We start from the raw sequence: 21,512 nt of genomic DNA, 5'->3' as shown, positions 1-21,512 counted from the left end.
GGCTCCTCCTTCGGTTGATGGTGCGGCGGGGACGGTAACGCTCGTCGATACATCGCCCATACGGCCCGCCGCGGCGGCGCGTGTATCGGGCGTGTATCGGCGCCGGTTACCGTCCCCGCCGTCGAAGGGAGCGATCGTGGCGATTCTCTGGGCGGCCGTGGCCGTGGTCGGTGTGCTGTGCCTGCTCGACCTGCTGTTCACCGTCGGCGTGATCCGGCGGCTGCGGGAGCACACCGAGCTGCTGGCCCAGCTCAAGGCCGCGTTGCCGGCGGTGCCGCCGCTCGCCGCGCCCGGCACCCGCGTCGCGGACGTCGGGGTGCCGGCCGCGATCGTCGGCTTCTTCTCGCCCGGCTGCGGCCCGTGCGCCAAGCTGCTGCCGGAGTTCGTCGAGCACGTGGCCGGCGAGTCGGTGCTCGCCGTCGTGGTCGGCGACGGGCCGGAGGCCGAGGGCATGGTGGCCGCGCTGGAGCCGGTCGCGCGGGTGATCCGCGAGGACCACGGCGGGACGGTCGCGGCGGCGTTCGGGGTGTCGTCGTTCCCGTCGCTGTTCGCGCTGGACGGCGAGCGCACCATCACGGCCAGCGGCCACGACCTGCTCGCGCTGCGGGAGCCGGTCGCGGCCGGCCACCGGTGACCGGGCTGGTCGTCGCCGGGCTGGTGGCGGCCGCGGGGCTGGTATGGCTGCGGCGCGCGTTCCTGGTGGTGACGGTGACCGGGCGGAGCATGGCGCCGACGTTCGAGCCCGGCGACCGGGTGCTGCTGCGCCGGGGTCGCGCGCGCACCGGCGACGTGGTGGTGGTCGGGCCGGGCAACCTGGTGATCAAGCGGCTCGCGGCGGTGGCCGGCGAGCCGGTGCCGCGCCACGAGGTTCCGGCGCTCGCGCAGGTGGTGGAGTCGACGGTACCGCCCGGCAAGATGGTCCTGCTCGGCGACGCGCTCGAAAGCTCGGACTCGCGCCAGCTCGGCTACTTCGACGCCGACCGCATCGTGGGGCGCGCGGTGCGCCGCCTGCCCCGCCGGTGAGCGTGCTCGGGCTCTACGTGCGGGCGGCCCCCGGGCCGGTCGCGGCGCGCCTGGTCGCGCTGGTGCTGCTGGGGCTCGCGCCGGCCGCGACCGCGTGGTGCACGAAGCTGCTGCTGGACCGGCCCGCCTGGCCGCCGGCGCTGGCGCTGGCCGGGATCGGCGCGGTGGTGGCGGTGGCGGGGCAGGTGAGCGCGTACGCCGACGCGGAGATCGGCCGCCGAGTCACGCTGCTCACCCAGGACCGGCTGTTCGCGGCGGTGACCGCGCCCGCGGGCATCGCCGAGCTGGAGGACCCGGCGTTCCAGGATCGGCTGCGGCTGGCGCAGATGGCCGGGCAGTCCGGGCCGCAGCAGCTCGCCGCGGCGGTGCTCGGCATCGCCCAGTCCGCGCTGAGCGGGGCCGGGCTGCTGGCGGCGCTGGTCGCGGTGTCGCCGGTCGCGGCCGGGCTGGTGCTGGCCGCCGCGGTTCCGAGCCTGTTCGCCCAGCTGCGGCTCGGCCGGCGGCGCACGGAGATGACGGTGCGGATCACGCCGTACACCCGCCGGCAGTTGTTCTATGCGATGCTGCTGCTGGACGTGCGCGCGGCGAAGGAGATCCGGCTCTTCGGCCTGGGCGGCTTCTTCCGCGGCCGGATGCTGGGCGAGCTGCGCGCGGCCCAGGGCGACGAGCGGCGGGTGGACCGGGCGGCCGTGCGCGTGGACGGGGGCCTGTCGCTGCTGACCGCCGCGGCCTGCGGGGTCGCGCTGCTGTGGACGGTGTCGCGCATCGGCGACCGTACCGGCAGCGTCGGCGACATCGGCGTGCTCGTCGCCGCGGTGGCGGGCGTGCAGGGCACCCTGACCGCGATCGTCGCCCAGATCGCGTCGGCCGCGCAGATGCGCACCCTGTTCCGGTCCTACGCGCAGATCGTGTCGGCCGCGGCGCCCCCGGCCGCCCTCGCGCCGGCGCCGCCGCTGCGCACCGGCATCGAGCTGCGCGACGTGTGGTTCCGCTACCACCCCGACCACGACTGGATCCTGCGCGGCGTCGACCTGACGATCCCGGCCGGCCGCTCGGTGGCGCTGGTGGGGCTGAACGGCGCCGGGAAGTCGACGCTGATCAAGCTGCTGTGCCGCCTCTACGAGCCCACGCGCGGAACCATCGCCTGGGACGGCGTGCCGGTGTCCACGATGGACATCCGGCCCCGCGTCGGCGTCGTGTTCCAGGACTTCATGAGCTATGAGCTGTCGGCGGCGGACAACATCGCGGTCGGCGACCTGTCGGCGGACGGGACGCGGCGGCACGCGGCGGCCTCGGCGGCCGGGATCGGTGCGACGCTGGCGGGGCTTCCGCAGGGGTACGACACCCTGCTGACGCGCATGTTCGGCGCCGAGGACGGGGCGGGCGTGGTGCTGTCCGGCGGCCAGTGGCAGCGCGTGGCGATCGCCCGCGCGGTGCTGCGCGCCGACGCCGATCTGCTGATCCTGGACGAGCCGTCCGCGGGGCTGGACGCGCAGGCGGAGGCGGACGTGCAGCGCAGCCTGGCCGCGCTGCGCTCGGGCCGCGGGAGCCTGCTGATCTCGCACCGGCTGAGCACCGTGCGCTTCGCCGACCACATCGCCGTGCTGGACGGCGGCCGCATCGCCGAGCATGGCACGCACGAGGAGCTGATGGCGCGGGACGGCCGGTATGCGCGCCTGTTCCGCCTCCAGGCCGACGGTTATCAGCTCACCCCGGATCGATTCACCCCGGAGCGATCATTCGATAGAGGGTAATCTATACACCGGATATGGTTGCGCCGGACGCGGGCGTGGTTCGTACAGTACCATCGCGGGTTGTGAATTGCGTGACCTCGTGATCGCGTCGCGTAATCGAAAGTCGTATCTGGGAGGACATTGCATGCGAGTCAGCGGGACCTTCAGCGTCAAGAGCTTCGTCCCCACGACGGTGGCACCCGACCCTCCGATCGAGACCGCGCTGCCCGTCGGCGTGGCCCTGATGGAGAAGCACTACGAGGGTGAAATCAGCGGGCGATCCGCGACGCTGTTCACGTCCGCGTTCGACCAGGCGTCCGGCGCCGGGACGTACGTGGCCATGGAGTCGTTCGAGGGCAGCGTGGACGGCCGCTCCGGCGCGTTCAACTTCGTGCACTCCGCGTCGACGTCGGGCTCGGACCGCACCGGGGAGTTCTTCACCATCGTGGCCGGCAGCGGCACCGCGGACCTGGCCGGCATCTCCGGCGGCGGCGGGATGACCGTGGACGGCGACGGCACGCACCGCGTGTGGCTCGAGTACGAGCTGCCCTAACCGTCATGCCGGTGGTGCGCATCGCCGTCGAGGCGGGCAAGAAGAAGACGTTCGCGGTGGCCCTGGACTGGCCCGGCTGGGCCCGGGCCGCCGCGGGCGAGGAGGCGGCCGTCGCCGCGCTGGCCGACTACGCCGAGCGGTTCCGGCCGGTGGCCGCGGCGGCGGGGCTGACGTTCCCGGCCGAGGCCGACCTGACGTACCAGATCGTGCAGCGCTGGCCCGGCTCGGGCAACACCGACTTCGGGGTGCCGGCCGCCGTCGGCGACGAGGACCGGGCGGCGGTCGACGCCGGGCTCGCCGAGCGGCACGTGGCGCTGCTGACGGCGGCGTGGGGGCTGCTCGACGCGCAGGCCGAGGCGTCGCCGGAGGAGCTGCGCAAGGGGCCCCGCGGCGGCGGGCGCGACCGGGACGTCATGGTCGGGCACGTGCTGAGCTCCGAGGCGGTGTACGCGCGCAAGATCGGGATCAAGCACCCCGAGCCGCAGCCGGGCGAGACGGAGGCGATCGAGTCGCTGCGGGCGGCCGTGCTGGAGGTGCTGGGCAAGCCGAGCGGCGAGGTCGCACCCGGAGCCAAGGGATGGCCGCCGCGGTACGCCGCTCGCCGCTTCGTCTGGCACGTCCTGGATCACCTGTGGGAGATGCAGGACCGGTCGGAGTAGGGATCCTCACTCATTCGGGTGAGGACGACGGCAGGCTGTACTCGAACGTGTAGTCGTGGTGCCCGTCGACGACGGTGATCGTCATACGGCCGGCGATGCCGGTCAGGTCGCCGGTTCCGGTGTCGGGCACCACGGTCACCTCGAGGGTCGCGTCGCCGCGGTCCATCAGGCCGGTGTGGCGCAGCACGAAGCTGCCCGCGCGGCCCCGCACGGCGCCGACGACCCGCTCGAGGCCGACGTAGGCGGCCGACCCGGGGACCGCCGAGACGGCCTTGATCAGCTCGACGCGGCTGGTGCCCTCGATGCCGCCGCGGAACACCTTGTGCCCGGTGGCGTGCATGAGGCGGGCCCCTTCGGCCTCGTCGTAGGGGCGATCCTGCGAGGTGATGTCGAAGGTACCGCTGACGTGCTCGGCCATGCGTGGAACTCCTTCGGCGTCTCAGCGGCCGGCCAGCATGGCCTGCAACTGGGGAGTGTAGAGCTCGGTGGGGGAGCGCAGGCCCGCCACCGCGTCGAAGTACACCTGGGTCAGCTCCTCGCTGCGCCCGACCGCCGCGAGCAGGGCCTTGCGCTGCTCGCGGGCCGCGGCCTGGGCCACCAGCAGCGTGCCCTGGTACGACTCGGTCAGCCGCCGGTCCCGCTCGGCGGCGTAGTCCGCCAGTGCCGTGTCCAGTGCCTCGTCCGGCGCCCCGGGCGAGCCGAGCGCCGGCGCCACCCGCTCGGCCAGCAGCTGGGCCTGCAGGAACGCGTCGCCGATGCCGCGGGCGGTCAGCGAGTCCTTGTGGTGCCCCGCGTCGCCGGTGAGGGCCCATCCGGGTCCGTGGGCCCGGCGGAAGAAGTTCTGCTGGTCCCCGGTGCCCTGCAACGTCTCCAGCTGCGTGGCGCCGCCCAGGCGGGCGAAGAGCCCGGGCGCGTTGGTGCGCACGTTGTCGAGGTAGTGCCGCTGCGCGTCGTGGCGGACCTCCTCGAAGCGGTCCTGCGGGTAGTACGCCGACACCAGCACGGCATCGTTGGTCGGCACGGCGGACACCCAGCCGGTCGGCCCCTCGTAGAGCTCGAAGTCGGCCGGGAAGCGGCTCCAGATCGCGTAGTACGCGCACGTCAGCCGCGGGTGCTCGACGAGCTTCTCCGCCCCGGCGAGCTCGGCCACGCTCGAGCGCATCCCGTCCGCGCCGACCACCAGCCGGGCCCGCACCCGCACGGGCTCGGCGTCGGGGTCGTCGCTGCGGCGGTACTCCACACCGGTGACCCGCTCGCCGTCGCGCAGCAGCGCCGTGACCCGGCACCGCTGGCGCAGCTCCGCCCCGGCCGCGACGGCCGCGTCGGCGAGGATGGCGTCCAGCACGAACCGGCGCGGCGCGTACGCGGCCCGCTCGCCGTCGACCGGGCTGGCGCAGCCGGCGAGCCGCACGTCGCCGAGCTCGTACACGACCCGCTCCAGCGGCGGGCAGCCGGAGTCGCGGACCGCGTCCAGCAGGCCCCAGCGGCGCAGCAGCGCGACGCCCGGCTGCTGGATGTAGAGGGTCGAGAGCTTGTCCGACGGCAGCGTGCCCCGCTCCAGCAGCAGCACCCGCCGGCCGGCGCGGGCTAGCAGCATCGCCACCGGCGCGCCCGCGCAGCGCGCGCCGACGACCACGACGTCATACATGTACACCTCCGGATGTGACGGCCCGTGTGCCGTCGCGCAGCACGTGCTTGAGGACCTTGCCGGTGATCCCGCGGGGCAGCCGCTCGTGCCGCTCGACCCGCCACGGCGGCGCGTCGGCCGGCAGGTGCCCGGCCACCACCTCGGCGACGCCGCCGGGGCCGTCGACGGCGTGGCCGGGCGCGAGGACCACGGCGATGCGCAGCCACGGCGCCCCGTCGGCGTCCGTGCCGCCGTAGGCCGTCGCCTCCACCACGCCCGGGTGCTCGTAGGCGGCGTGCTCGACCTCCAATGTGGACAACCAGCCGGACGGCGTCGGCAGCGCGTCGGCCGCCCGGTCGATCAGCTCCAGCCGGCCGTCGGCGGCGAGCCGGCCCAGGTCGCGCGTGCGGGTCCAGCCGCCGGCGTGGATCTCGCGGTTGCGCGCCTCGTCGAGGTACAGGCGCTTCGGGGCCTGGCAGCGGAGCCAGATCTCGCCGGTCGGCGTGGGCTCCCCGTCGGGGCCGGCGACGCGCAGCTCGGTGCCCGGCCCCGGCCGGCCCACGCAGAGCGGGCGATCCGGGTCGTAGGTGTTGAGCACGACGGCGGGCGCCGCCTCGCCCTGCGCGTAGGCGGTGCTGATGAGCAGGCCCGGCATCATCGCGGCGAGCCGGCGGGCGACCGCGGGCGGCAGCGCGGCGGAGGCGAGCGCCAGGCGCCGCACGCGGCTGAGGTCGTGCCGCTCGTGGACGCGCGCGTTGGCCAGCCGGATCGCCGTCCACGGGGTGAGCATGAGCGACACGACGCCGAACCGCGCCGTCAGCGCCGCCATGAGCTCGACGTCGTCGACCGGGCAGATGACCACGGCCGAGGTGGTGGTCAGCGCGAGCATGCCGACGGTGCTGGCGCTGGAGGGCGTGCCCAGCGGCATCGGCGCCAGCAGCGGCGCGGAGCCGTCGAAGGAGGCGAGCGCGGCCGGCCCGCGGCCGAAGGTGAGCGCGCCGTGCGGGTTGGTGAACGCCTTCGGCCGTCCGGTCGTGCCGGAGGTGTAGAGGATGTCGGCGATGTCGTGCGGAGCGACGGCGACCGTCGGGGCGAACCCGGTGCCCGCCGCGGTGAGCCCGGCGACCGTGTGGACGGTGACGCCGGCGGGCGGCGCGACCCCGGCGCCGACGACCGCGTCGCCCGCCCGGCACTCGCCCAGCCGGTCGGCGAGGTCGGCGGCGCCCAGCGTCGCGGGCAGGTGCACGGCGGTCGCGCCGGTCTTGAGCACGCCGGCGTAGGCGATCGCGTAGTCGGTCCAGTCCATCCCGCCGAACAGCAGGGCGATGCGGTCGCCGCGGCCGTGCCCGCGCCGGGCGAGCGCGGCGGCGACCCGGTCGGAGCGGCGGTCCCATTCCGCGTACGAGGGACCGGGCTCGGCGCCGACGGTGAAGGGCACCCGGTCGCCGTGCTCCCGGGCGCGCAGCCGTAGCAGATCCGGGGCCATGGGGGAGTAGTCGGAAGCGTCCGCCATGCGGTGACCGTAAGCCCGCTCACGCGTCCGCCGCTGCTCCAAAGTGAGCAGCGGCGGACGCTGGTTCGGCTCGAGTCGGCGAGGGGTCAGCCGCCGCAGCGGTACAGACCGATCTCCGGCTTCTGCGGGGCCTTGGCGCCGTACTCGGTCGGCGGCACCACCGTGCAGTGGTCCTTCACCCACGCCCGCAGCGCGTCGGTGTTGGGGTTGGGCAGCAGCTTGCCCAGCACGCTGGCGTCACCGAAGTACACGTACGTCAGCTCCTTGCGCGCCACCAGCCCGCTGAGCTCGTCGGTGCTCGGGGTGTACGCCCGCCCCGACAGCCCGGCCATCGGCAGCACCGGCGCCTTCTCGGCCAGGATCAGCGGCAGTGCCTGGATCTCCGGGTAGATCGCGGCCAGGTACTTCTCGCCGTGCTGCTGCGCGCGCAGGTACTCCAGCAGCGAGCGCTGTGCCGGGGTGAGCTCGGTGGTGGTGCCGAAGATCGGCCGGATCTGCTGCAGCACCTTGCGCATCGCGTCGGCGTCCTTGCCCTTGGGCAGGAACCCGACGCCGCGCACCGGGCCGGCGGTGGCCTCGCTGACGGTCCCGCGGTACGTCGGCGAGATGACCGAGCCCGACCACACCACGGGCGGCAGCAGGATCGCCACGAGCCCGGCGACGAACGCGTAGCGGCTCAGGCCGCCACCCTGCCCGCCCCGCGCGGCCGCGAGGGCGAGCAGCACCACGGCGATGAGCCCGATGACGATGACGACCTCGGCCAGGCCCGGCACGAACTCGCTGTAGGACAGGGTGAAGTACGCGCCCCAGGCGACGGTCAGGGCGAGCACCACCGGCAGCGCCCACGCCCGCTGACCGCCGGCGTTGAACTCGCGCCACATCAGCACGAGGCCGTAGGCGGCCAGCGCCGCGATCGGCGGGGCCAGCGCGGCCACGTAGGCGGTGTGCGCGAGGGTGCCGAAGCTCAGCGCGAGCGCGGTGACGACCAGCCACAGGCCCCACATCACCAGGCCGGCGCGGATCTTGTCGGTGCGCTCGCCGCGCTTGGTGCCCCAGAGGAACCCGAGCACCAGCCCGGCCAGGGCCACCGGGTACATCCAGCCGATCTGCGAGCCGAGGCTGCTCCAGAACAGCTTCTCCGGGCTGCCCTCGATCTCGGCGTACCCGCCCAGCAGCGGCACGATCGCGCCGGGCACGTGGATGCTGTCGCCCATGCGGCTGAAGCCGTTGAACCCGAACACCTGGGAGAAGACGTTGTCGTTGGTCGTGCCGTCCAGGTACGGCCGGCTGTCCTTCGGCACGATCAGGCTGATGATCATCCAGAACATCGACGCGACCACCATGACCGCGCCCGCGATACCGATGTTGGCCCAGCGTCGGCCGGCGGTGACCGGCGCGGCGAGCAGGTAGGCCACCGCGAACGCCGGCAGCACCAGCCACGACTGCAGCATCTTGGCCTGGAACGCCAGGCCCACCCACGCCGCACAGAAGATCAGCCAGCCGAGGCTGCCGGAGTCGACCGCGCGCTGGTAGCCGTAGGCGGCCACGACGAGGCAGCACAGCAGCGCCGCGTCCTCGATCTGGTTGCCGAACAGGGCCGCGGTCACGGGCGTGAACGCGAAGAGGCCCGCCGCGAGCAGCCCCGCGTGCAGTCCGGCCCAGCGCCGCACCATGGCGTAGATCAGCACGACGCTGATCACGCCCTCGACGGCCTGGGGCAGGACCAGCGCCCACGGGTGGAAGCCGAAGATCGCCGCGGAGATCGCCTGCGGCCACAGATAGCCGGGCAGCTTGTCCAGCCCGACCCAGCCGTTGGGGTCCACCGCGCCGAAGAAGAAGTTCTCGAAGCTCTGGGTCATGCTGCGGACCATCGGCCCGTGGATCGGCTTGAATTCGCTGCCGCGCATCTGCCACAGGTACAGGAATGCGGCGCACGCGACGATGACCAGCAGCACGGGGCGCGCCCATGCGGGGTCGTTTTCGGGGGCCTTCCACAGCTCACTGACGCTTCTGCGTTGCCGAGGCACCCGTGTAACGGTCTGCTCACCAGTGTCGGTCGATGTCTGCATGATTGTGATTACCGCGCACGGATGTCATTGGTCAAGAGAAGTTCCATCGAACGGGAGTTGACTAGGGGATTCGTCAACCTGCGGCAGTGCTCAATATTGAGCAGACTCCCGGAGCGCCCTGTGCTAAGGCCGCGAACATTGCGCCGATGCTCACTATGGGGCAGACGCAAGGCCGTCTATTGATTGACGCTGGTCGAGGTATGCGTCATTTGCTCATTGATCATTCCGCGGTGCCGGCCGCGCCCGGTCGGTGCGACACAGATTGGAGCCGTCATGGGCGACACCGCGGCCGGTGCGCCGGTCGACTACCCCGAGGGATTCCGCACTGACCCCTACCCGGCCTACGCCACCATGCGCGAGGGCGGCGCCGCCTGCCACGTCCGAGAGCCCAACGGCCTGCACCACTGGCTGGTGGTGCGCTACGACAGTGCCCGCGACGTGCTGGCCGACAACACGTCCTTCTCCAAGGACCCCCGCCGGTTCTGGGACCAGCTGCGCGAGGCCGGCTACGTCACCGCCGAGCAGCCCGACGAGAACGACTACATCTTCCACCTGATCAACACCGACCCGCCCGACCACACCCGGCTGCGCTCGCTGGTCTCCAAGGCGTTCACCGTTCGCCGGGTCGAGCGGCTGCGGCCGATGATCGAGCGGATCGCCAACGCGGCCATCGACGCGTTCGCCGAGCGTGGCGAGGCCGACCTCATCCGGGAGTACGCGCACCCGGTGCCCGCCACGGTGATCTGCGAGCTGCTCGGCGTGCCGCACGGCCACCGCGACGACTTCCGGCTGTGGTCCACGGCCATGCTGACCGGACCCGAGGTCACCGACGCGCCGATGACCCGCCAGGAGGGCAACCGGCGCATGCGCGAGTTCCTCACCGAGCTGCTGGAGCGCAAGGCCGCGACGGTCGACGCCGCGCTGACCCCCGAGGAGCAGCCGGACCTGCTCTCCGCGCTCATCGTCGCCCGCGACGGCGACAGCCGGCTGTCGCAGCGCGAGCTGCTGGCGATGTCCGAGCTGCTGCTCGGCGCCGGCCAGGAGCCCACCGTCAACCTCATCGCCAATGGCACCCTGGCCCTGCTCGGCGCGCCCGACCAGCGCAAACTGCTGGCCGAGCGGCCCGAGCTCATCACCGGCGCGGTCGAGGAGATCCTGCGCATCGACGCGCCGGTGCACCAGGCCACGCTGCGCGTCGCCGTGCGCGACGTCGACCTCGACGGCGTGCGGGTGCCGGCCGGCAGCGTCGTGACCGTGGCGCTCGGCGCGGCCGGGCGCGACCCGGCCCGCTTCAGCGCCCCCGAGCAGCTCGACATCGGCCGCGCCGGCCCGGCCCACCTGGCCTTCGGTCACGGCATCCACTACTGCGTCGGCGCCCCGCTGGCCCGCCTCGAGGGCCAGGTCGCCATCGACGCGCTCATGCGGCGGCTGGGCGACCTCGCCCTGGCCGTGCCCGCCGACGCGCTGCGCTGGCGGGATACCCGCATCATGCGCGGCGTGGCCGCGCTGCCCGTCACGTTCACCCCCGTCGCGAAGACTGGAGAGCCAGCATGACCACGGACATCCGCCCGCCGACGGCGGACGTGCCCACCGCCGCCGCCCAGGCGCCCCTGCCACCCGGGCAGGTCCTGCACTCGGCCAACTGCGGCCTGATCATCCACCGGGTCGGGCAGCTGCAGTACGAGTTCGCCGCCGAGGGCCGCCAGTTCGGCCACGACGTGCTGGCCTACCTCAACACCGCGCAGGCCGGGGCGATCACCACCTTCCTGTACGAGGAGGTGCTGGGCACGCGCGACCGGCTGCACTGGTACATCCACCTGAAGTCGCCGCACGACTACCAGCGGGTGCTGGAGATGGTCGACCACGACCGGGACTTCCAGGACATCTCCGAGCGCGACCGGCTCGAGGACAAGGGCCACGGCAACTGGGAGCGCATGTTCGTGCAGGGCAGCATCCAGGAGCGGATCTTCTGCCCGCAGCACGGCCAGACGCACACCGGCGACGACTTCGACCCGAAAGAGCTGTTCGTGCCGCCGGCGCGCAACCAGACGGCCCAGCCGCGCGAGCTCCAGCTCCACACCGCCGGTTGCGGCGCGCTGCTGCACCGCACCGCGGAGGTCCGCTACGACGTGCGCGAGCCGGCCCGCGACTTCGCCGTGGCCTGGCAGGAGCGGCTCAACCTGGCGCTGCCCGGCGTCGTCACCTCGTTCCTGTACGAGGAGACGTTCGGCAAGCAGGACCGCATCCACTGGCTGATCCACCTGCGCTCGCTCGCCGACTACCCGGCGCTGCGCGCGGCCGCCGACACGCCCGAGGCCGAGGAGCTGCTGCGCCGCGACTGGGTGCCGGCCTCGCGCGGCGGCGGCTCGTGGGCCTCGATGTTCATCCCCGGCACCATCCACGACACGGTGCTGGTGCCCTACGTCGGCGGCGTGAGCCCCAAGCTGCCGCTCTGACCCGTGGTGAGGAGTTTTCCGTGACCGTGACGCACGACGCGGCGGTACTGTCCGCCCAGCACCAGACCAGCGTTGCCCCCGACAAGATCCTGCACTCGGCCAACGCCGGCGTCATCGTCGAGCGCGTCGGGCAGCTGCGCGGCGAGTTCCGCTCGGAGGGCCGCCAGTTCGCCCGCGAGCTGGCCGAGTACATGAACACCAACTACGCCGGCCTGGTCACCGTCTTCCTCTACGAGGAGACCTTCGGCACCAAGGACCTGCTGCACTGGTTCATCCACCTCAAGTCGTTCGACGCCTACGACACGCTGTTGCGCATGGGCACCCGGGACGAGGGCTGGCGCGACCTGATCCTGCGCCACCGCATCCCGGCCGAGCGCGGCGGAGGCGGCTGGGAGCGCATGTTCCTCGACGCCGGACTGAGCGAGACGGTGCTGCTGCCGCAGTTCACCGGGATGTACGGCACCGGCGACGCGTCCCCGCCGGCCCCCGGCGACCGGCTCGGCGGGGCCGCCGTCGTGCCGCCCGCGCAGCACCAGACCAAGCTGGCGCCGGAGGAGATCCTGCACTCGGCCAACGCCGGGATCGTCATCCACCGCTACGGCCAGCTGCGCTACGGCCTGCGCGCCGAGGGCCGGCAGTTCGCCCGCGACGTCGCCGAGATGATCAACGAGCAGCAGCGCGGCGAGGTCACCGTCTTCCTCTACGAGGAGGCCTTCGGCCGCTCCGACCGCATCCACTGGCTGCTGCACCTCAAGTCGCTGAGCTCCTACTACGCGATGATCGACATGCGCGCGTTCATGAAGCCCGAGGTGCTCGACGTCTACACCCGCGAGCGCATCGCGCCGGAGAAGGGCGGCGGCACCTGGGACCGGATGTTCATCGACGCCACCCTGACCGACATCGCGCTCACCCCGCAGCACTGGGGGATGCACGCCACCGCGGGCGCCAAGTCGTCCTGACGGAGCACGGCAAGGTGCCCCGGGGCCGCTCGGCCCCGGGGCACCGTCGTGTCAGCAGGTCACCAGGTCACCGGCAGCGCGTGGACGCCGTGCACGCTCATGTCGTCGCGGAACGGGATCTCCTCCAGCGGCACGGCCAGGCGCGCCCCCGGCAGCCGGCGCAGCACGGCCGGCAGCGCGATCTGCAGCTCGAGGTTGGCCAGTGTCCCGCCCAGGCACTGGTGCAGGCCGTGGCCGAACGCGACGTGCTGGTGGGCGTTGGGCCGGTCGAAGTCGACGGTGTCGGGATCCGGGAAGACCGAGTCGTCCCGGTTGGCCGCCGGCAGCGAGATGATCACGCCGTCACCGGCCCGGATCAGCGTGTCGCCGATGGTCACGTCCTCGGTCGCGACGCGCGGGACGCCGTCCTTGAGCACGGAGTGGTACCGCAGCAGCTCCTCCACCGCCCGCGGGACCACGGCCGCGTCGGCGAGCATCGCCGCGCGCAGGTGGTCGTGGGTGAGCAGGGTGAGCAGGCTCAGGGCCAGCATGTTGGCCGTCGTCTCGTGACCCGCGACGAGCAGCAGCCACGCCATCGTGACCACGTCGTCGTGGCTGAGCCGGCCCTCGCGGACCTGCCGGCGCACGAGGTCGCCGATGAGGTCGTCGCCGGGGTCGCGCTCCTTGGCCGCGACCAGGTCGTCGAGGTACGCGTACACCTCGGCCCGGGCGGTGCGGGACTGCTCCGCCGTCGCGTCGCGGGCCACGATCGCCGTGGCCGTGCGGTCCTGGAAGAACGCGTGGTCGGTGTAGGGCACGCCGAGCAGGTGGCAGATCATCTGCGTGGGCACCGGGAGGGCGAAGTCGCGCACGAGGTCCGCCGGCGGCCCCTTGTGCACGATCTGGTCGAGCAGGTCGGCGACGACCGTCTCGATCTCGGCCCGGCGCAGCTCGACCGAGCGGGTGGAGAACGGCTGGGCGACCATCCGGCGCAGCACGCCGTGTTCGGGCTCGTCCATCCGGCTGAAGCTGCGCCGCCCGGCCCGCTCGGCGCCGACCAGCAGGCCGGGGCTGAGCCGCGGGAAGCTCGGGTTCGTCGCGTCGGCGCTGAAGCGGCGGTCCTGCAGGACCTGCCGGGCCAGGTCGTGGCGGGTGACGAGCCACGCCTCGTCGTCGTTCCACAGGCGGACCCGGGCGACCGGCCGCTCGCGGCGCAGGTCGCCCAGCTGCTGTGGCGGGTCGAGCGGGCACTCGCGGCGCCCCGGGAGCGCGGGGGGCTGGGACATGGCGATCCTCTCTGGCTCGGCCGGCCGGTCGCCACGCAGGCGGCTGGGCCCGTCGGGATGCCGGAGCGCTCAGGCCCCGTCGCGGGCGGCGGCCGCGGGGCGGCCGGCGGCTTGATCGGTGGGGCCGGGCGCGGGGTCCGACTGTGGTACCTCGCGCAGGAACAGGCTGGCAACCGCGGCCGCGACGGCGATGACCGCGGCGACCAGGAACACGGTGTGCAGGGCGTCGGCGACGCCGAGGCGTACGGCGCCCACGATGGCGTCGTAGAGGCCTGGGCGGTCCGGGGGCAGGGTGTCGCGCATCCGGGCCAGCGCCGCGGGGTCCAGCGCGCTGTGCGGGTCGCCGTCGGCGAGGCCACCGGGCAGTGCCACGCCGGGCGGCAGCCCGACGGTGGCGAGCCGCTCGGACACCTTCCCGGCCAGCCCGGCCGACAGCACGGCGCCGAGCACCGCCACCGAGACCGGGCCGGACATGACCCGCCAGAACTGGATCTGGCTGGTGCCGGCCCCGAGGTGGCTGCGCTTGACCGCGTTCTGCACGACCGAGGTGGTCAGCGGCAGCAGCACGCCCATGCCCAGGCCGACGAGGACCATCGCCACCGTCGCCGGGCCGCCCCCGGCGCCCGGGCGGGTGTAGGCCAGGATCGCCAGCGCGGCGGCGAGCCCGGTCAGCGCGCCGGTGGCCAGGTAGCGGTACCGCGGCACCCGCGACAGCAGCCGGCCGGTGAGCGTGCTGGTGACGATCAGGCCGAGCATCAGCGGCGCGAGCAGCGTGCCCGAGCGGGTCGGGCTCTGCCCGAGCACGCCCTGGAACAGCAGGGGGGCGAAGTACACCGCGGCCATCATGCCGAACGTGGACAGGAACGCGATGACGATGGCGACGGTGAACGGGTTGCTGCGGAACAGCCCGAAGGGCACCAGCGGCTGGGCCACGACCCGGGTCTCGACCAGGTAGAAGCCGACCAGCACGGCGGCGCCGCCGAGCATGAGCACCCAGGCCGTGGCCGACGGGTGCCCGGGCGCGGTCCCGGCCAGGGACAACCCGATGAGCAGCGGGGTCAGCCCCGCGGCCAGCAGCGCCGAGCCCAGCAGGTCCAGGTCGCGCCAGGTGGTGTGGCCGGTCACCCGCGGCAGCGACAGGGCGAAGGCGAGCGCGATCAGGCCCAGCGGGACGTTGATGTAGAAGACCCAGCGCCAGCCGAACTGGTCGGTGACGAAGCCGCCGGCCAGCGGCCCGAGGACCGAGCTGACACCGAAGACGCTGCTGGCCACGCCCTGGATGCGGGCGCGCTCGGAGGGCCGGTAGAGGTCGCCCAGCACCGTGTACACCGTGGCGATGAGCATGCCCGCGAAGACACCCTGCAGGGCTCGCGCGGCGACCAGCCAGCCCATGCCGGGCGCGGCGCCGCACAGCCCCGACGAGGCCATGAAGCCCACGATCCCGGCGATCAGGAACGGCTTGCGCCCGAGCAGGTCGCCGAGCTTGCCGGCGATCGGCACGGCCACGGCGCAGGACATCAGGTAGGCGGTGCCGACCCACGCGTACAGCTGCAGCCCGTGCAGCTCCGCGGCGACCCGGGGCAGGATTGCCCCGATGGCCTGGTCCAGGGAGGCCAGGGCGAGGGCCAGCAGGGCGCTGGCCGTGCCCAGGGCGCGCCGGCGGGCCGGCAGCGGCTCGGCGGCGGGGGGCGTGTCGGTCGGCATGCGTCGTCCTGTCGTCGTGCGATGCGTGCGCGCGGAAATCGGGGCCACGCGGGATCGCGCGGCCCCGTCCGATCGTTCTTCCGGCAATTTCCGCGACAATGGCGGCCGTATCGCCCGAGGATACCCACGGTGCATTCACGCACACAACGTGAACGCCCCTCGCGGGTCGGCGATCAGCCCTCGACCTCGTCCCAGTTGCGCATTCCGCCCTCGGATCCGGAAATCTGCCGCCAGATCAGGCCGTCCTTGAGGACGTATGCGCCGAAGCCGATCTCTTCGACGCCTTTCACGCTCATCACGCCGCGCATCAGGATGGTGTCGTCGGTGTGCGTGTATTCGAGCATCTCCAGGTACTGCATGTTCATGTCCATGTAGCCCTGGATCATGCCGCGGATCTCGTCGCGGCCGCTCAGAATGTCCTGGAAGCGCACGACCATCGCCTCCGGGTGGTAGCACTGCATGAGTCCGTCCAGGTCGCCCTTGGCCAGGTACTCCGCCTGCTTGAGGAAGATCGGGTGCATCTGCACCATGTTCTGGGTCATCGGCCCCTCCTCGGTCCGCGAGTTTGCCATTGAACGCCGTCCATGCTCCGGTGCCGGTCGCGGATCTGTCTGCGCACTCTTGAGCGTCCGCACCGATGCCACGAAGAACCGGCACGGGCTGGACTGGTGCCCGTGCGGGCATCGGGTGCGCCGCGGCGGCAGGTCGTGGGCCCGGACGTCGACCTCGTAGCGCTCGTCGCCGGCCGTCAGGCGGACCCGGTGCCCGCCGGTGCCGTCGCGGGCCACGCCGTGCAGTGTCACGTCCGCCCAGTCGTAGCCGCCGGTCGCCCGGTGCAGGTGCGCCTCGGCGGCCTGGGCGGCGCGGGGCCAGCCGGTCCGGCCGCGAAACCAGCGCGGCTCGACCCGCCCCTGCTCGCACGCGGCCACCACGGCCGGGACCGCGGCCGGGGTGAGCCGGCCGTACAGCGCCCCGTCCGGCAGGCACAGCAGGTTGCCCGCGAACCGGCAGCCGCCCAGGTGGCTGGTCTGCCAGAGCCGGTCGCCGACCAGCCGGCGCACCGCCTCGGCCACGGGTCGCCCCAGCCGGGCGCAGCAGGCGTCGACGGCGCCCTGCACGCAGGCCAGGTACAGCGGCCGGGTCCACGCCTCGCCCAGGTCGGGCACCCAGCCGGTGGCCAGCGCGGCCAGCGCCGCCCGGGCGCCGGGCCGCAGCAGGTCGATCGGCTCCCGCACCAGCAGCCGGCGCAGTGTGGCACGCCCGGCGAGGAACACCGTCCGGCGCTCGGCGGGGCGAACCCGGCCCGGCCGGCGGATCAGCTGCAGGCGCAGTCCGAGGCGCCCGAGCTCGGCTCGCAACGCGGCCGGCACCAGCGGGCTCTGCGCGGCGGGCCGGCGGCCGAGCGGGCCGGGCTGCTCGAGCAGCACCCATCCGGCCGCGGGCCCGGCCGTGGCGCACAGCGGCTCGCCGCAGGCGCTGGACACCTCGCTGCACGCTCGCCGCGGCAGGCTGAAGTCGTCCATCGCCGCATGGTCACCCGGCCGGCGGCCGGCGTCTACTCAGGAATGCTCATTCGCAAATATCAATGCCATAGTGTTTCTCCTGCGCAGATTTGAGCAGACGACGGCAATAGCGCTTCGTAGCGTGGCGGTGTGACGACCGTTGGCATCGAGGCTATCAACGCGTACACCGGCCCCGCGTCGCTGGACGTGCGGCAGCTGTTCGAGGCCCGGGGACTGGACCTGCGCCGCTTCGGCAACCTTCTGATGACGCGAAAATCGGTGAACCTGCCGTGCGAGGATCCGGTCACCAATGCGGTCAACGCGGCCAAGCCGATCGTCGACGCGCTGCCCCCGGACGCCCGCGAGCGGGTGGAGCTGGTGATCGTCGGCACCGAGTCGGGCCTGGACTTCGGCAAGCCGATCAGCACGTACGTCCACGAGGCGCTGGGCCTGAGCCGGCGGTGCCGCTCGTTCGAGACCAAGCACGCCTGCTACGGCGGCACGGCGGCGCTGCAGATGGCGGCCGGGTTCGTCGCCACCCACCCCGACCCGCAGGTGCGTGCCCTGGTCATCGCCGCCGACGCGGCCAGCGTCGCGGCCCGCAACACCTACTGGGAGCCGTCGCAGGGCGCGGGCGCCGTCGCGCTCGTGGTCAGCCGCCGGCCCGACATCCTCGCCCTGGACACCGGGGCCAACGGCTACTACAGCCACGAGGTGATGGACACGCTGCGCCCGCGCCCGGACCTGGAGGCGGGCGACTCGGACCTGTCGCTGCTGTCGTACATGCACTGCCTGGAGCAGTCCTACCAGCACTACACCGAGCGGGTCGTCGGCGCCGACATCATGACCACCTTCGACTACCTGGTGCTGCACACGCCGTTCGCCGGCATGGTCCGCAGCGCCCACCGCCAGCTGCTGCGCAAGCTCAAGCGCATGTCGCCCGAGCGGATCGAGGCCGACTTTCAGGCCCGGGTGACGCCGTCGCTGCGCTACTGCACCGAGGTCGGCAACGTCTACTCCGCGGCGCTGTACCTCGCGCTGTGCGCCCTGCTCGATCACGGCGACTTCGACCGGCCCAGACGCATCGGCCTGTACTCCTACGGCTCCGGCTGCGCCTCAGAGTTCTACAGCGGCGTGGTGGCCGAGGGGGCCGCCGCCCGGCTCGCCGCCCTCGACCTGCCGGGCCGGATCGCCGCACGGCACCCGCTGACCATCGCGGAGTACGAGGCCGTCTCCGACGACAGCCTGCACCGCATGTGCGGGGTGCGCGACCACGTGTTCGACGTCGGCGGGTACGAGCACATCTACAAGACCCAGATGGAGGGGCGCGGGCTGCTCGTGCTCGGCGAGATCCGCGACTTCCACCGGAGGTACCGGTGGAGCTGACCGCACCCAACGGCACCCTGCGCCTGCGCGGCGAGGGGGCGGTGCTCACCGTCACGCTGGACCGGCCCCGCGAGCAGAACAGCATCACGCCCGGGCTGATGGCCGACCTGCACGGCGCGCTCGACCGCGCCGAGGCCGACCCCGGCTGCCGCGTCGTGGTGCTGCGGGCCGAGGGCTCGGCGTTCTGCAGCGGCATGGACCTGCACGCGGCCGCCGCGGGCACCGACGACCTGGCGGCACACGGCGGCGAGCGTTTCCTGGGCCTGCTCAAGCGGCTCACCACCGTCGAGCGGATCGTGGTGTCCTGTGTGGACGGTCGCGCCTCCGGCGGCGGGGTCGGGATCGTGGCGGCCAGCGACCTCGTGCACGCCACGCCGGCCAGCCAGTTCGGGCTGCCCGAGGCGCTGTGGGGGCTGCTGCCGTGCTGTGTGCTGCCGTACCTCATCCGCCGCGTCGGCTTCCAGCGCGCCTACGCGATGACCCTGTCGACGCTGCCGGTCGGGGCCGCCGACGCGGCCCGGTGCGGTCTCGTCGACGAGCTGGCCGAGGATCCCGAGCCGGCCCTGCGGCGGCTGCTCGTGCGCGCCACGAAGCTCGACGGCACGACGATCGGCGACCTCAAGCGGTACTTCCGCCGCATGTGGATCGTCTCGGAGGAGATGGAGGCCGACGCCGTGCGCGAGTTCGGCCGTCTCATGCACTCGCCGGTGGCCCGGGAGCGGATCACCGCGTTCGCCAGCGGCGCGCGAATGCCCTGGGATCGGTGAGCCGCGCCTATCCGACGAAACCTGCTGAAGGAGGCATCGTGCGGGCATGGCTGTTTCCCGGCCAGGGATCGCAGCGGCGGGGCATGGGGGCCGACGTGCTCGACCACCGGCCCGACCTGCTGGCCGAGGCGGGCGAGATCCTCGGCTACGACGTGCGCGAGCTGTGTCTGAGCGATCCGGACAACCGGCTGCGTGACACCCGCTACGCCCAGCCGGCGCTGTTCATCGTCAACGCGCTGCACTGCCTGGAGCGCCGCGAGCGCGAGCCCGAGCCGGACTTCCTCGCCGGGCACAGCCTGGGGGAGTACGACGCCCTCTTCGCCGCCGGCTGCTTCGACTTCGCCACCGGCGTACGGCTGGTCCAGCGCCGCGGCGAGCTGATGGCCCAGGCCGCCGGGGGCGGCATGCTCGCCGTCGTCGGGCTCGCCGCCGACCGGGTGGCGGCGCTGCTGCGCGAGGCCGGCCCTGATGGCGCGGACGGCGCGGGGGGCGTGGACGTCGCCAACCACAACAGCGACGAGCAGATCGTGCTCTCCGGTCCCCGGGAGCGCCTCGACGCCCTGGTCGCACCGGTGCGCGCGGCCGGCGGGCGGGCCGTGCCGCTCAACGTCAGCGCGCCGTTCCACTCCCGCTACATGCGCGACGCGGCGCGGGAGTTCGGCGCGTTCCTCGACGGCTTCGCGTTCGCCGCACCCCGGATTCCGGTCGTGGCCAACGTGACCGCCCGGCCCTACCCGGCCGGCGAGATCGCGAAGCTGCTGCGCGAGCAGGTCGCGAGCCCGGTGCGGTGGTGGGACACGATGCTGTTCCTGCGCTCCCGCGGCGTCGGCGAGGCGGCGGAGGTGGGGCCCGGCACCGTGCTGTCCGGTCTGTGGCGAACCGCAGCCGCGATCACGCCGCCCGACCCGGCGGCAGGCCTGGGCAGCCGGGGGTTCCGCGACGACTACGGCGTGCGATACGCCTACGCCGCCGGCTCGATGTACCAGGGCATCGCCTCCACCGCCCTGGTCATCCGCATGGCGAAGGCGGGCCTGATCGGGTTCTTCGGCGCCGGCGGACTGCGGCTCGACGAGATCGAGGACGCGCTGCGGGAGCTCAGCACCGCGCTCGGCCGCGGCGGGCGCTTCGGCATGAACCTGCTCTACGGCCTCGACGACGGCGCCCGCGAGGACGCCACCGTCGGGCTGTACCTCGACCACGGCGTGCGCTTCGTCGAGGCGGCCGGGTACACCCAGGTGACCGCCCCGGTGGTGCGTTTCCGGTTCTCGGGCGCGCACCGCGACGCCGCCGGCCGGCCGGTCGCGGTGCGCCACGTGCTGGCCAAGGTGTCGCGGCCCGAGGTCGCCGAGGCGTTCCTGAGTCCTCCGGCCGAGCCGCTGCTGCGCAAGCTGGTGGAGACCGGGCGGCTCACCGAGGGCGAGGCGGCCGTGGCGCGGGAGCTGCCGGTCAGCGGCGACCTGTGCGTCGAGTCGGACTCCGGCGGGCACACCGACGCCGGGGTCGCGCTGACCCTCGTGCCCTCCATCGTGCGGCTGCGCGACCGGACCGCGCGGCAGTACGGGTATCCGGCGCCGGTGCGCGTCGGCGCGGCCGGCGGGCTGGGCTCGCCCGAGGCGGTCGCGGCGGCGTTCGTGCTCGGCGCCGACTTCGTCGTGACCGGCTCGGTGAACCAGTGCACGCCCGAGTCCGGCGCGGCGGCCGCGGTGAAGGACCTGCTGGCCGGGCTGGACGTGGCCGACACCACGTACGCGCCGGCCGGAGACATGTTCGAGCTCGGCGCGCGGGTGCAGGTGGTGCGGCGCGGCACGCTGTTCGCGGCCCGGGCCAACAAGCTTTACCAGCTCTACCGGCAGTACGACGCGCTGGAGGCCCTGGACGCCGCGGAGCTGGCCACCGTGGAGCGGTACTTCGGCCGCACCGTCGAGGAGGTGTGGAAGGAGACGGCGGACTACCTGGCCCGCACGCGCCCGGACGAGCTCGCCCGCGCCGAGCGCAACCCGCGCCACCGCATGGCGCTGGTCTTCCGGTGGTACTTCGTGCACTCGACCCGCATGGCCGCGGCCGCCGACGGCGAGCAGCGGGCGAACTACCAGATCCACTGCGGCCCGGCGATGGGCGCGTTCAACCGGTTCGTCGCCGGGACGCCGCTGGAGGACTGGCGGCAGCGCCACGTCGACGTCGTGGCGGAGCGGCTGATGCAAGGGGCCGCGGCGTGGCTGGAGGGCTTCTGCGCAAATGTGAGCAGCCACGATGCAGCGGGAACGCTACGATAGAAGTGACGATCATCGATGTATAC

18 protein-coding genes are annotated in these 21,512 nt (G+C 73.4%); 11 read left to right on the top strand and 7 right to left on the bottom strand.

Annotation, left to right across the window (positions count from 1 at the left end; all coding sequences use genetic code 11):
- Positions 1-136 precede the first annotated feature (136 nt).
- From AC6JBM_RS22260 to AC6JBM_RS22240, 5 genes are all read left to right on the top strand, one after another.
- Positions 137-634, top strand: a complete 498-nt coding sequence (locus AC6JBM_RS22260) for a TlpA family protein disulfide reductase (RefSeq protein WP_497985499.1) — start codon at positions 137-139, stop codon at positions 632-634.
- Positions 631-1,023 carry a S26 family signal peptidase gene (locus AC6JBM_RS22255; RefSeq protein WP_497985498.1) on the top strand — a complete coding sequence of 131 codons (393 nt, stop codon included), beginning with the start codon at positions 631-633 and terminating at the stop codon, positions 1,021-1,023. The genes AC6JBM_RS22260 and AC6JBM_RS22255 overlap by 4 nt, the downstream gene beginning before the upstream one ends.
- On the top strand, positions 1,020-2,777 hold the full coding sequence (locus AC6JBM_RS22250) for an ABC transporter ATP-binding protein (RefSeq protein WP_497985497.1): 1,758 nt from the start codon (positions 1,020-1,022) through the stop codon (positions 2,775-2,777). The genes AC6JBM_RS22255 and AC6JBM_RS22250 overlap by 4 nt, the downstream gene beginning before the upstream one ends.
- A 124-nt stretch (positions 2,778-2,901) precedes the next feature.
- On the top strand, positions 2,902-3,309 hold the full coding sequence (locus AC6JBM_RS22245; RefSeq protein ID WP_433074765.1) for a DUF3224 domain-containing protein: 408 nt from the start codon (positions 2,902-2,904) through the stop codon (positions 3,307-3,309).
- Positions 3,310-3,314: 5 nt separating this feature from the next.
- Positions 3,315-3,968, top strand: a complete 654-nt coding sequence (locus AC6JBM_RS22240; protein ID WP_497985496.1) for a hypothetical protein — start codon at positions 3,315-3,317, stop codon at positions 3,966-3,968.
- A gap of 10 nt (positions 3,969-3,978) precedes the next feature.
- On the opposite strand, the gene AC6JBM_RS22235 is transcribed toward AC6JBM_RS22240, so the two are convergent.
- The 4 genes from AC6JBM_RS22235 to AC6JBM_RS22220 all read right to left on the bottom strand — a co-directional run bounded on the left by AC6JBM_RS22235 (position 3,979) and on the right by AC6JBM_RS22220 (position 9,063).
- A complete protein-coding gene (locus AC6JBM_RS22235; RefSeq protein ID WP_350610666.1) occupies positions 3,979-4,386 on the bottom strand; it encodes a DUF3224 domain-containing protein in 408 nt (135 codons plus the stop codon).
- 21 nt (positions 4,387-4,407) lie between these two features.
- Positions 4,408-5,616, bottom strand: a complete 1,209-nt coding sequence (locus tag AC6JBM_RS22230; protein ID WP_497985495.1) for an NAD(P)/FAD-dependent oxidoreductase — start codon at positions 5,614-5,616, stop codon at positions 4,408-4,410.
- Positions 5,609-7,108, bottom strand: coding sequence for a class I adenylate-forming enzyme family protein (locus tag AC6JBM_RS22225; protein WP_497985494.1), 1,500 nt, complete (start codon positions 7,106-7,108; stop codon positions 5,609-5,611). Before AC6JBM_RS22225 ends, AC6JBM_RS22230 begins: the two co-directional genes overlap by 8 nt.
- Positions 7,109-7,194: 86 nt before the next feature.
- Positions 7,195-9,063, bottom strand: a complete 1,869-nt coding sequence (locus AC6JBM_RS22220) for an ArnT family glycosyltransferase (RefSeq protein WP_497985493.1) — start codon at positions 9,061-9,063, stop codon at positions 7,195-7,197.
- A 387-nt stretch (positions 9,064-9,450) separates the two neighbouring features.
- Here AC6JBM_RS22220 and AC6JBM_RS22215 point away from each other — a divergent pair, with 387 nt between their 5' ends.
- Genes AC6JBM_RS22215 through AC6JBM_RS22205 form a run of 3 tightly spaced genes read left to right on the top strand, consistent with a single transcriptional unit; the run spans position 9,451 to position 12,592 of the window.
- Positions 9,451-10,731: a cytochrome P450 family protein gene (locus AC6JBM_RS22215; RefSeq protein ID WP_497985492.1), complete on the top strand. Its 1,281-nt coding sequence runs from the start codon at positions 9,451-9,453 to the stop codon at positions 10,729-10,731.
- A complete protein-coding gene (locus AC6JBM_RS22210; protein ID WP_497985491.1) occupies positions 10,728-11,633 on the top strand; it encodes a DUF6039 family protein in 906 nt (301 codons plus the stop codon). Before AC6JBM_RS22215 ends, AC6JBM_RS22210 begins: the two co-directional genes overlap by 4 nt.
- Before the next feature lie 20 nt (positions 11,634-11,653).
- A complete protein-coding gene (locus AC6JBM_RS22205; RefSeq protein WP_497985490.1) occupies positions 11,654-12,592 on the top strand; it encodes a DUF6039 family protein in 939 nt (312 codons plus the stop codon).
- Between the two features lie 59 nt (positions 12,593-12,651).
- Here AC6JBM_RS22205 and AC6JBM_RS22200 read toward each other — a convergent pair whose 3' ends face one another.
- The 3 genes from AC6JBM_RS22200 to AC6JBM_RS22190 all read right to left on the bottom strand — a co-directional run bounded on the left by AC6JBM_RS22200 (position 12,652) and on the right by AC6JBM_RS22190 (position 17,084).
- Positions 12,652-13,857, bottom strand: coding sequence for a cytochrome P450 (locus AC6JBM_RS22200; RefSeq protein WP_497985489.1), 1,206 nt, complete (start codon positions 13,855-13,857; stop codon positions 12,652-12,654).
- Positions 13,858-13,926: 69 nt separating this feature from the next.
- Positions 13,927-15,561 carry an MDR family MFS transporter gene (locus AC6JBM_RS22195; RefSeq protein WP_497985488.1) on the bottom strand — a complete coding sequence of 545 codons (1,635 nt, stop codon included), beginning with the start codon at positions 15,559-15,561 and terminating at the stop codon, positions 13,927-13,929.
- A 173-nt stretch (positions 15,562-15,734) separates the two neighbouring features.
- Positions 15,735-17,084: a sucrase ferredoxin gene (locus AC6JBM_RS22190; RefSeq protein ID WP_497985487.1), complete on the bottom strand. Its 1,350-nt coding sequence runs from the start codon at positions 17,082-17,084 to the stop codon at positions 15,735-15,737.
- A 129-nt stretch (positions 17,085-17,213) separates the two neighbouring features.
- On the opposite strand from AC6JBM_RS22190, the gene AC6JBM_RS22185 reads away from it, so the two are divergent.
- The 3 genes from AC6JBM_RS22185 to fabD are packed head-to-tail and all read left to right on the top strand — an operon-like array spanning position 17,214 to position 21,489.
- Entirely contained in the window at positions 17,214-18,449 is a 1,236-nt protein-coding gene (locus tag AC6JBM_RS22185; protein WP_497985486.1) for a hydroxymethylglutaryl-CoA synthase family protein, read from the top strand.
- The gene (locus tag AC6JBM_RS22180) at positions 18,440-19,216 is read left to right on the top strand and encodes an enoyl-CoA hydratase-related protein (RefSeq protein WP_350610677.1); all 777 of its coding nucleotides are present in this window, start codon (positions 18,440-18,442) and stop codon (positions 19,214-19,216) included. Before AC6JBM_RS22185 ends, AC6JBM_RS22180 begins: the two co-directional genes overlap by 10 nt.
- 38 nt (positions 19,217-19,254) lie before the next feature.
- Entirely contained in the window at positions 19,255-21,489 is a 2,235-nt protein-coding gene (gene fabD / locus AC6JBM_RS22175; RefSeq protein WP_497985485.1) for an ACP S-malonyltransferase, read from the top strand.
- Positions 21,490-21,512: the final 23 nt, after the last annotated feature.

Source organism: Dactylosporangium thailandense, assembly GCF_059739745.1.
This window is presented reverse-complemented; position numbering and strand designations above follow the sequence as displayed.

Coding starts and splice junctions, on each gene's coding strand:
- AC6JBM_RS22245 (WP_433074765.1), top strand. CDS start 2,902: ATGCGAGTCAGCGGGACCTTCAGCGTCAAGAGCTTCGTCCCCACGACG.
- AC6JBM_RS22210 (WP_497985491.1), top strand. CDS start 10,728: ATGACCACGGACATCCGCCCGCCGACGGCGGACGTGCCCACCGCCGCC.
- AC6JBM_RS22195 (WP_497985488.1), bottom strand. CDS start 15,561: ATGCCGACCGACACGCCCCCCGCCGCCGAGCCGCTGCCGGCCCGCCGG.
- AC6JBM_RS22240 (WP_497985496.1), top strand. CDS start 3,315: ATGCCGGTGGTGCGCATCGCCGTCGAGGCGGGCAAGAAGAAGACGTTC.
- AC6JBM_RS22230 (WP_497985495.1), bottom strand. CDS start 5,616: ATGTATGACGTCGTGGTCGTCGGCGCGCGCTGCGCGGGCGCGCCGGTG.
- AC6JBM_RS22200 (WP_497985489.1), bottom strand. CDS start 13,857: ATGTCCCAGCCCCCCGCGCTCCCGGGGCGCCGCGAGTGCCCGCTCGAC.
- AC6JBM_RS22190 (WP_497985487.1), bottom strand. CDS start 17,084: ATGGACGACTTCAGCCTGCCGCGGCGAGCGTGCAGCGAGGTGTCCAGC.
- AC6JBM_RS22235 (WP_350610666.1), bottom strand. CDS start 4,386: ATGGCCGAGCACGTCAGCGGTACCTTCGACATCACCTCGCAGGATCGC.
- AC6JBM_RS22215 (WP_497985492.1), top strand. CDS start 9,451: ATGGGCGACACCGCGGCCGGTGCGCCGGTCGACTACCCCGAGGGATTC.
- AC6JBM_RS22225 (WP_497985494.1), bottom strand. CDS start 7,108: ATGGCGGACGCTTCCGACTACTCCCCCATGGCCCCGGATCTGCTACGG.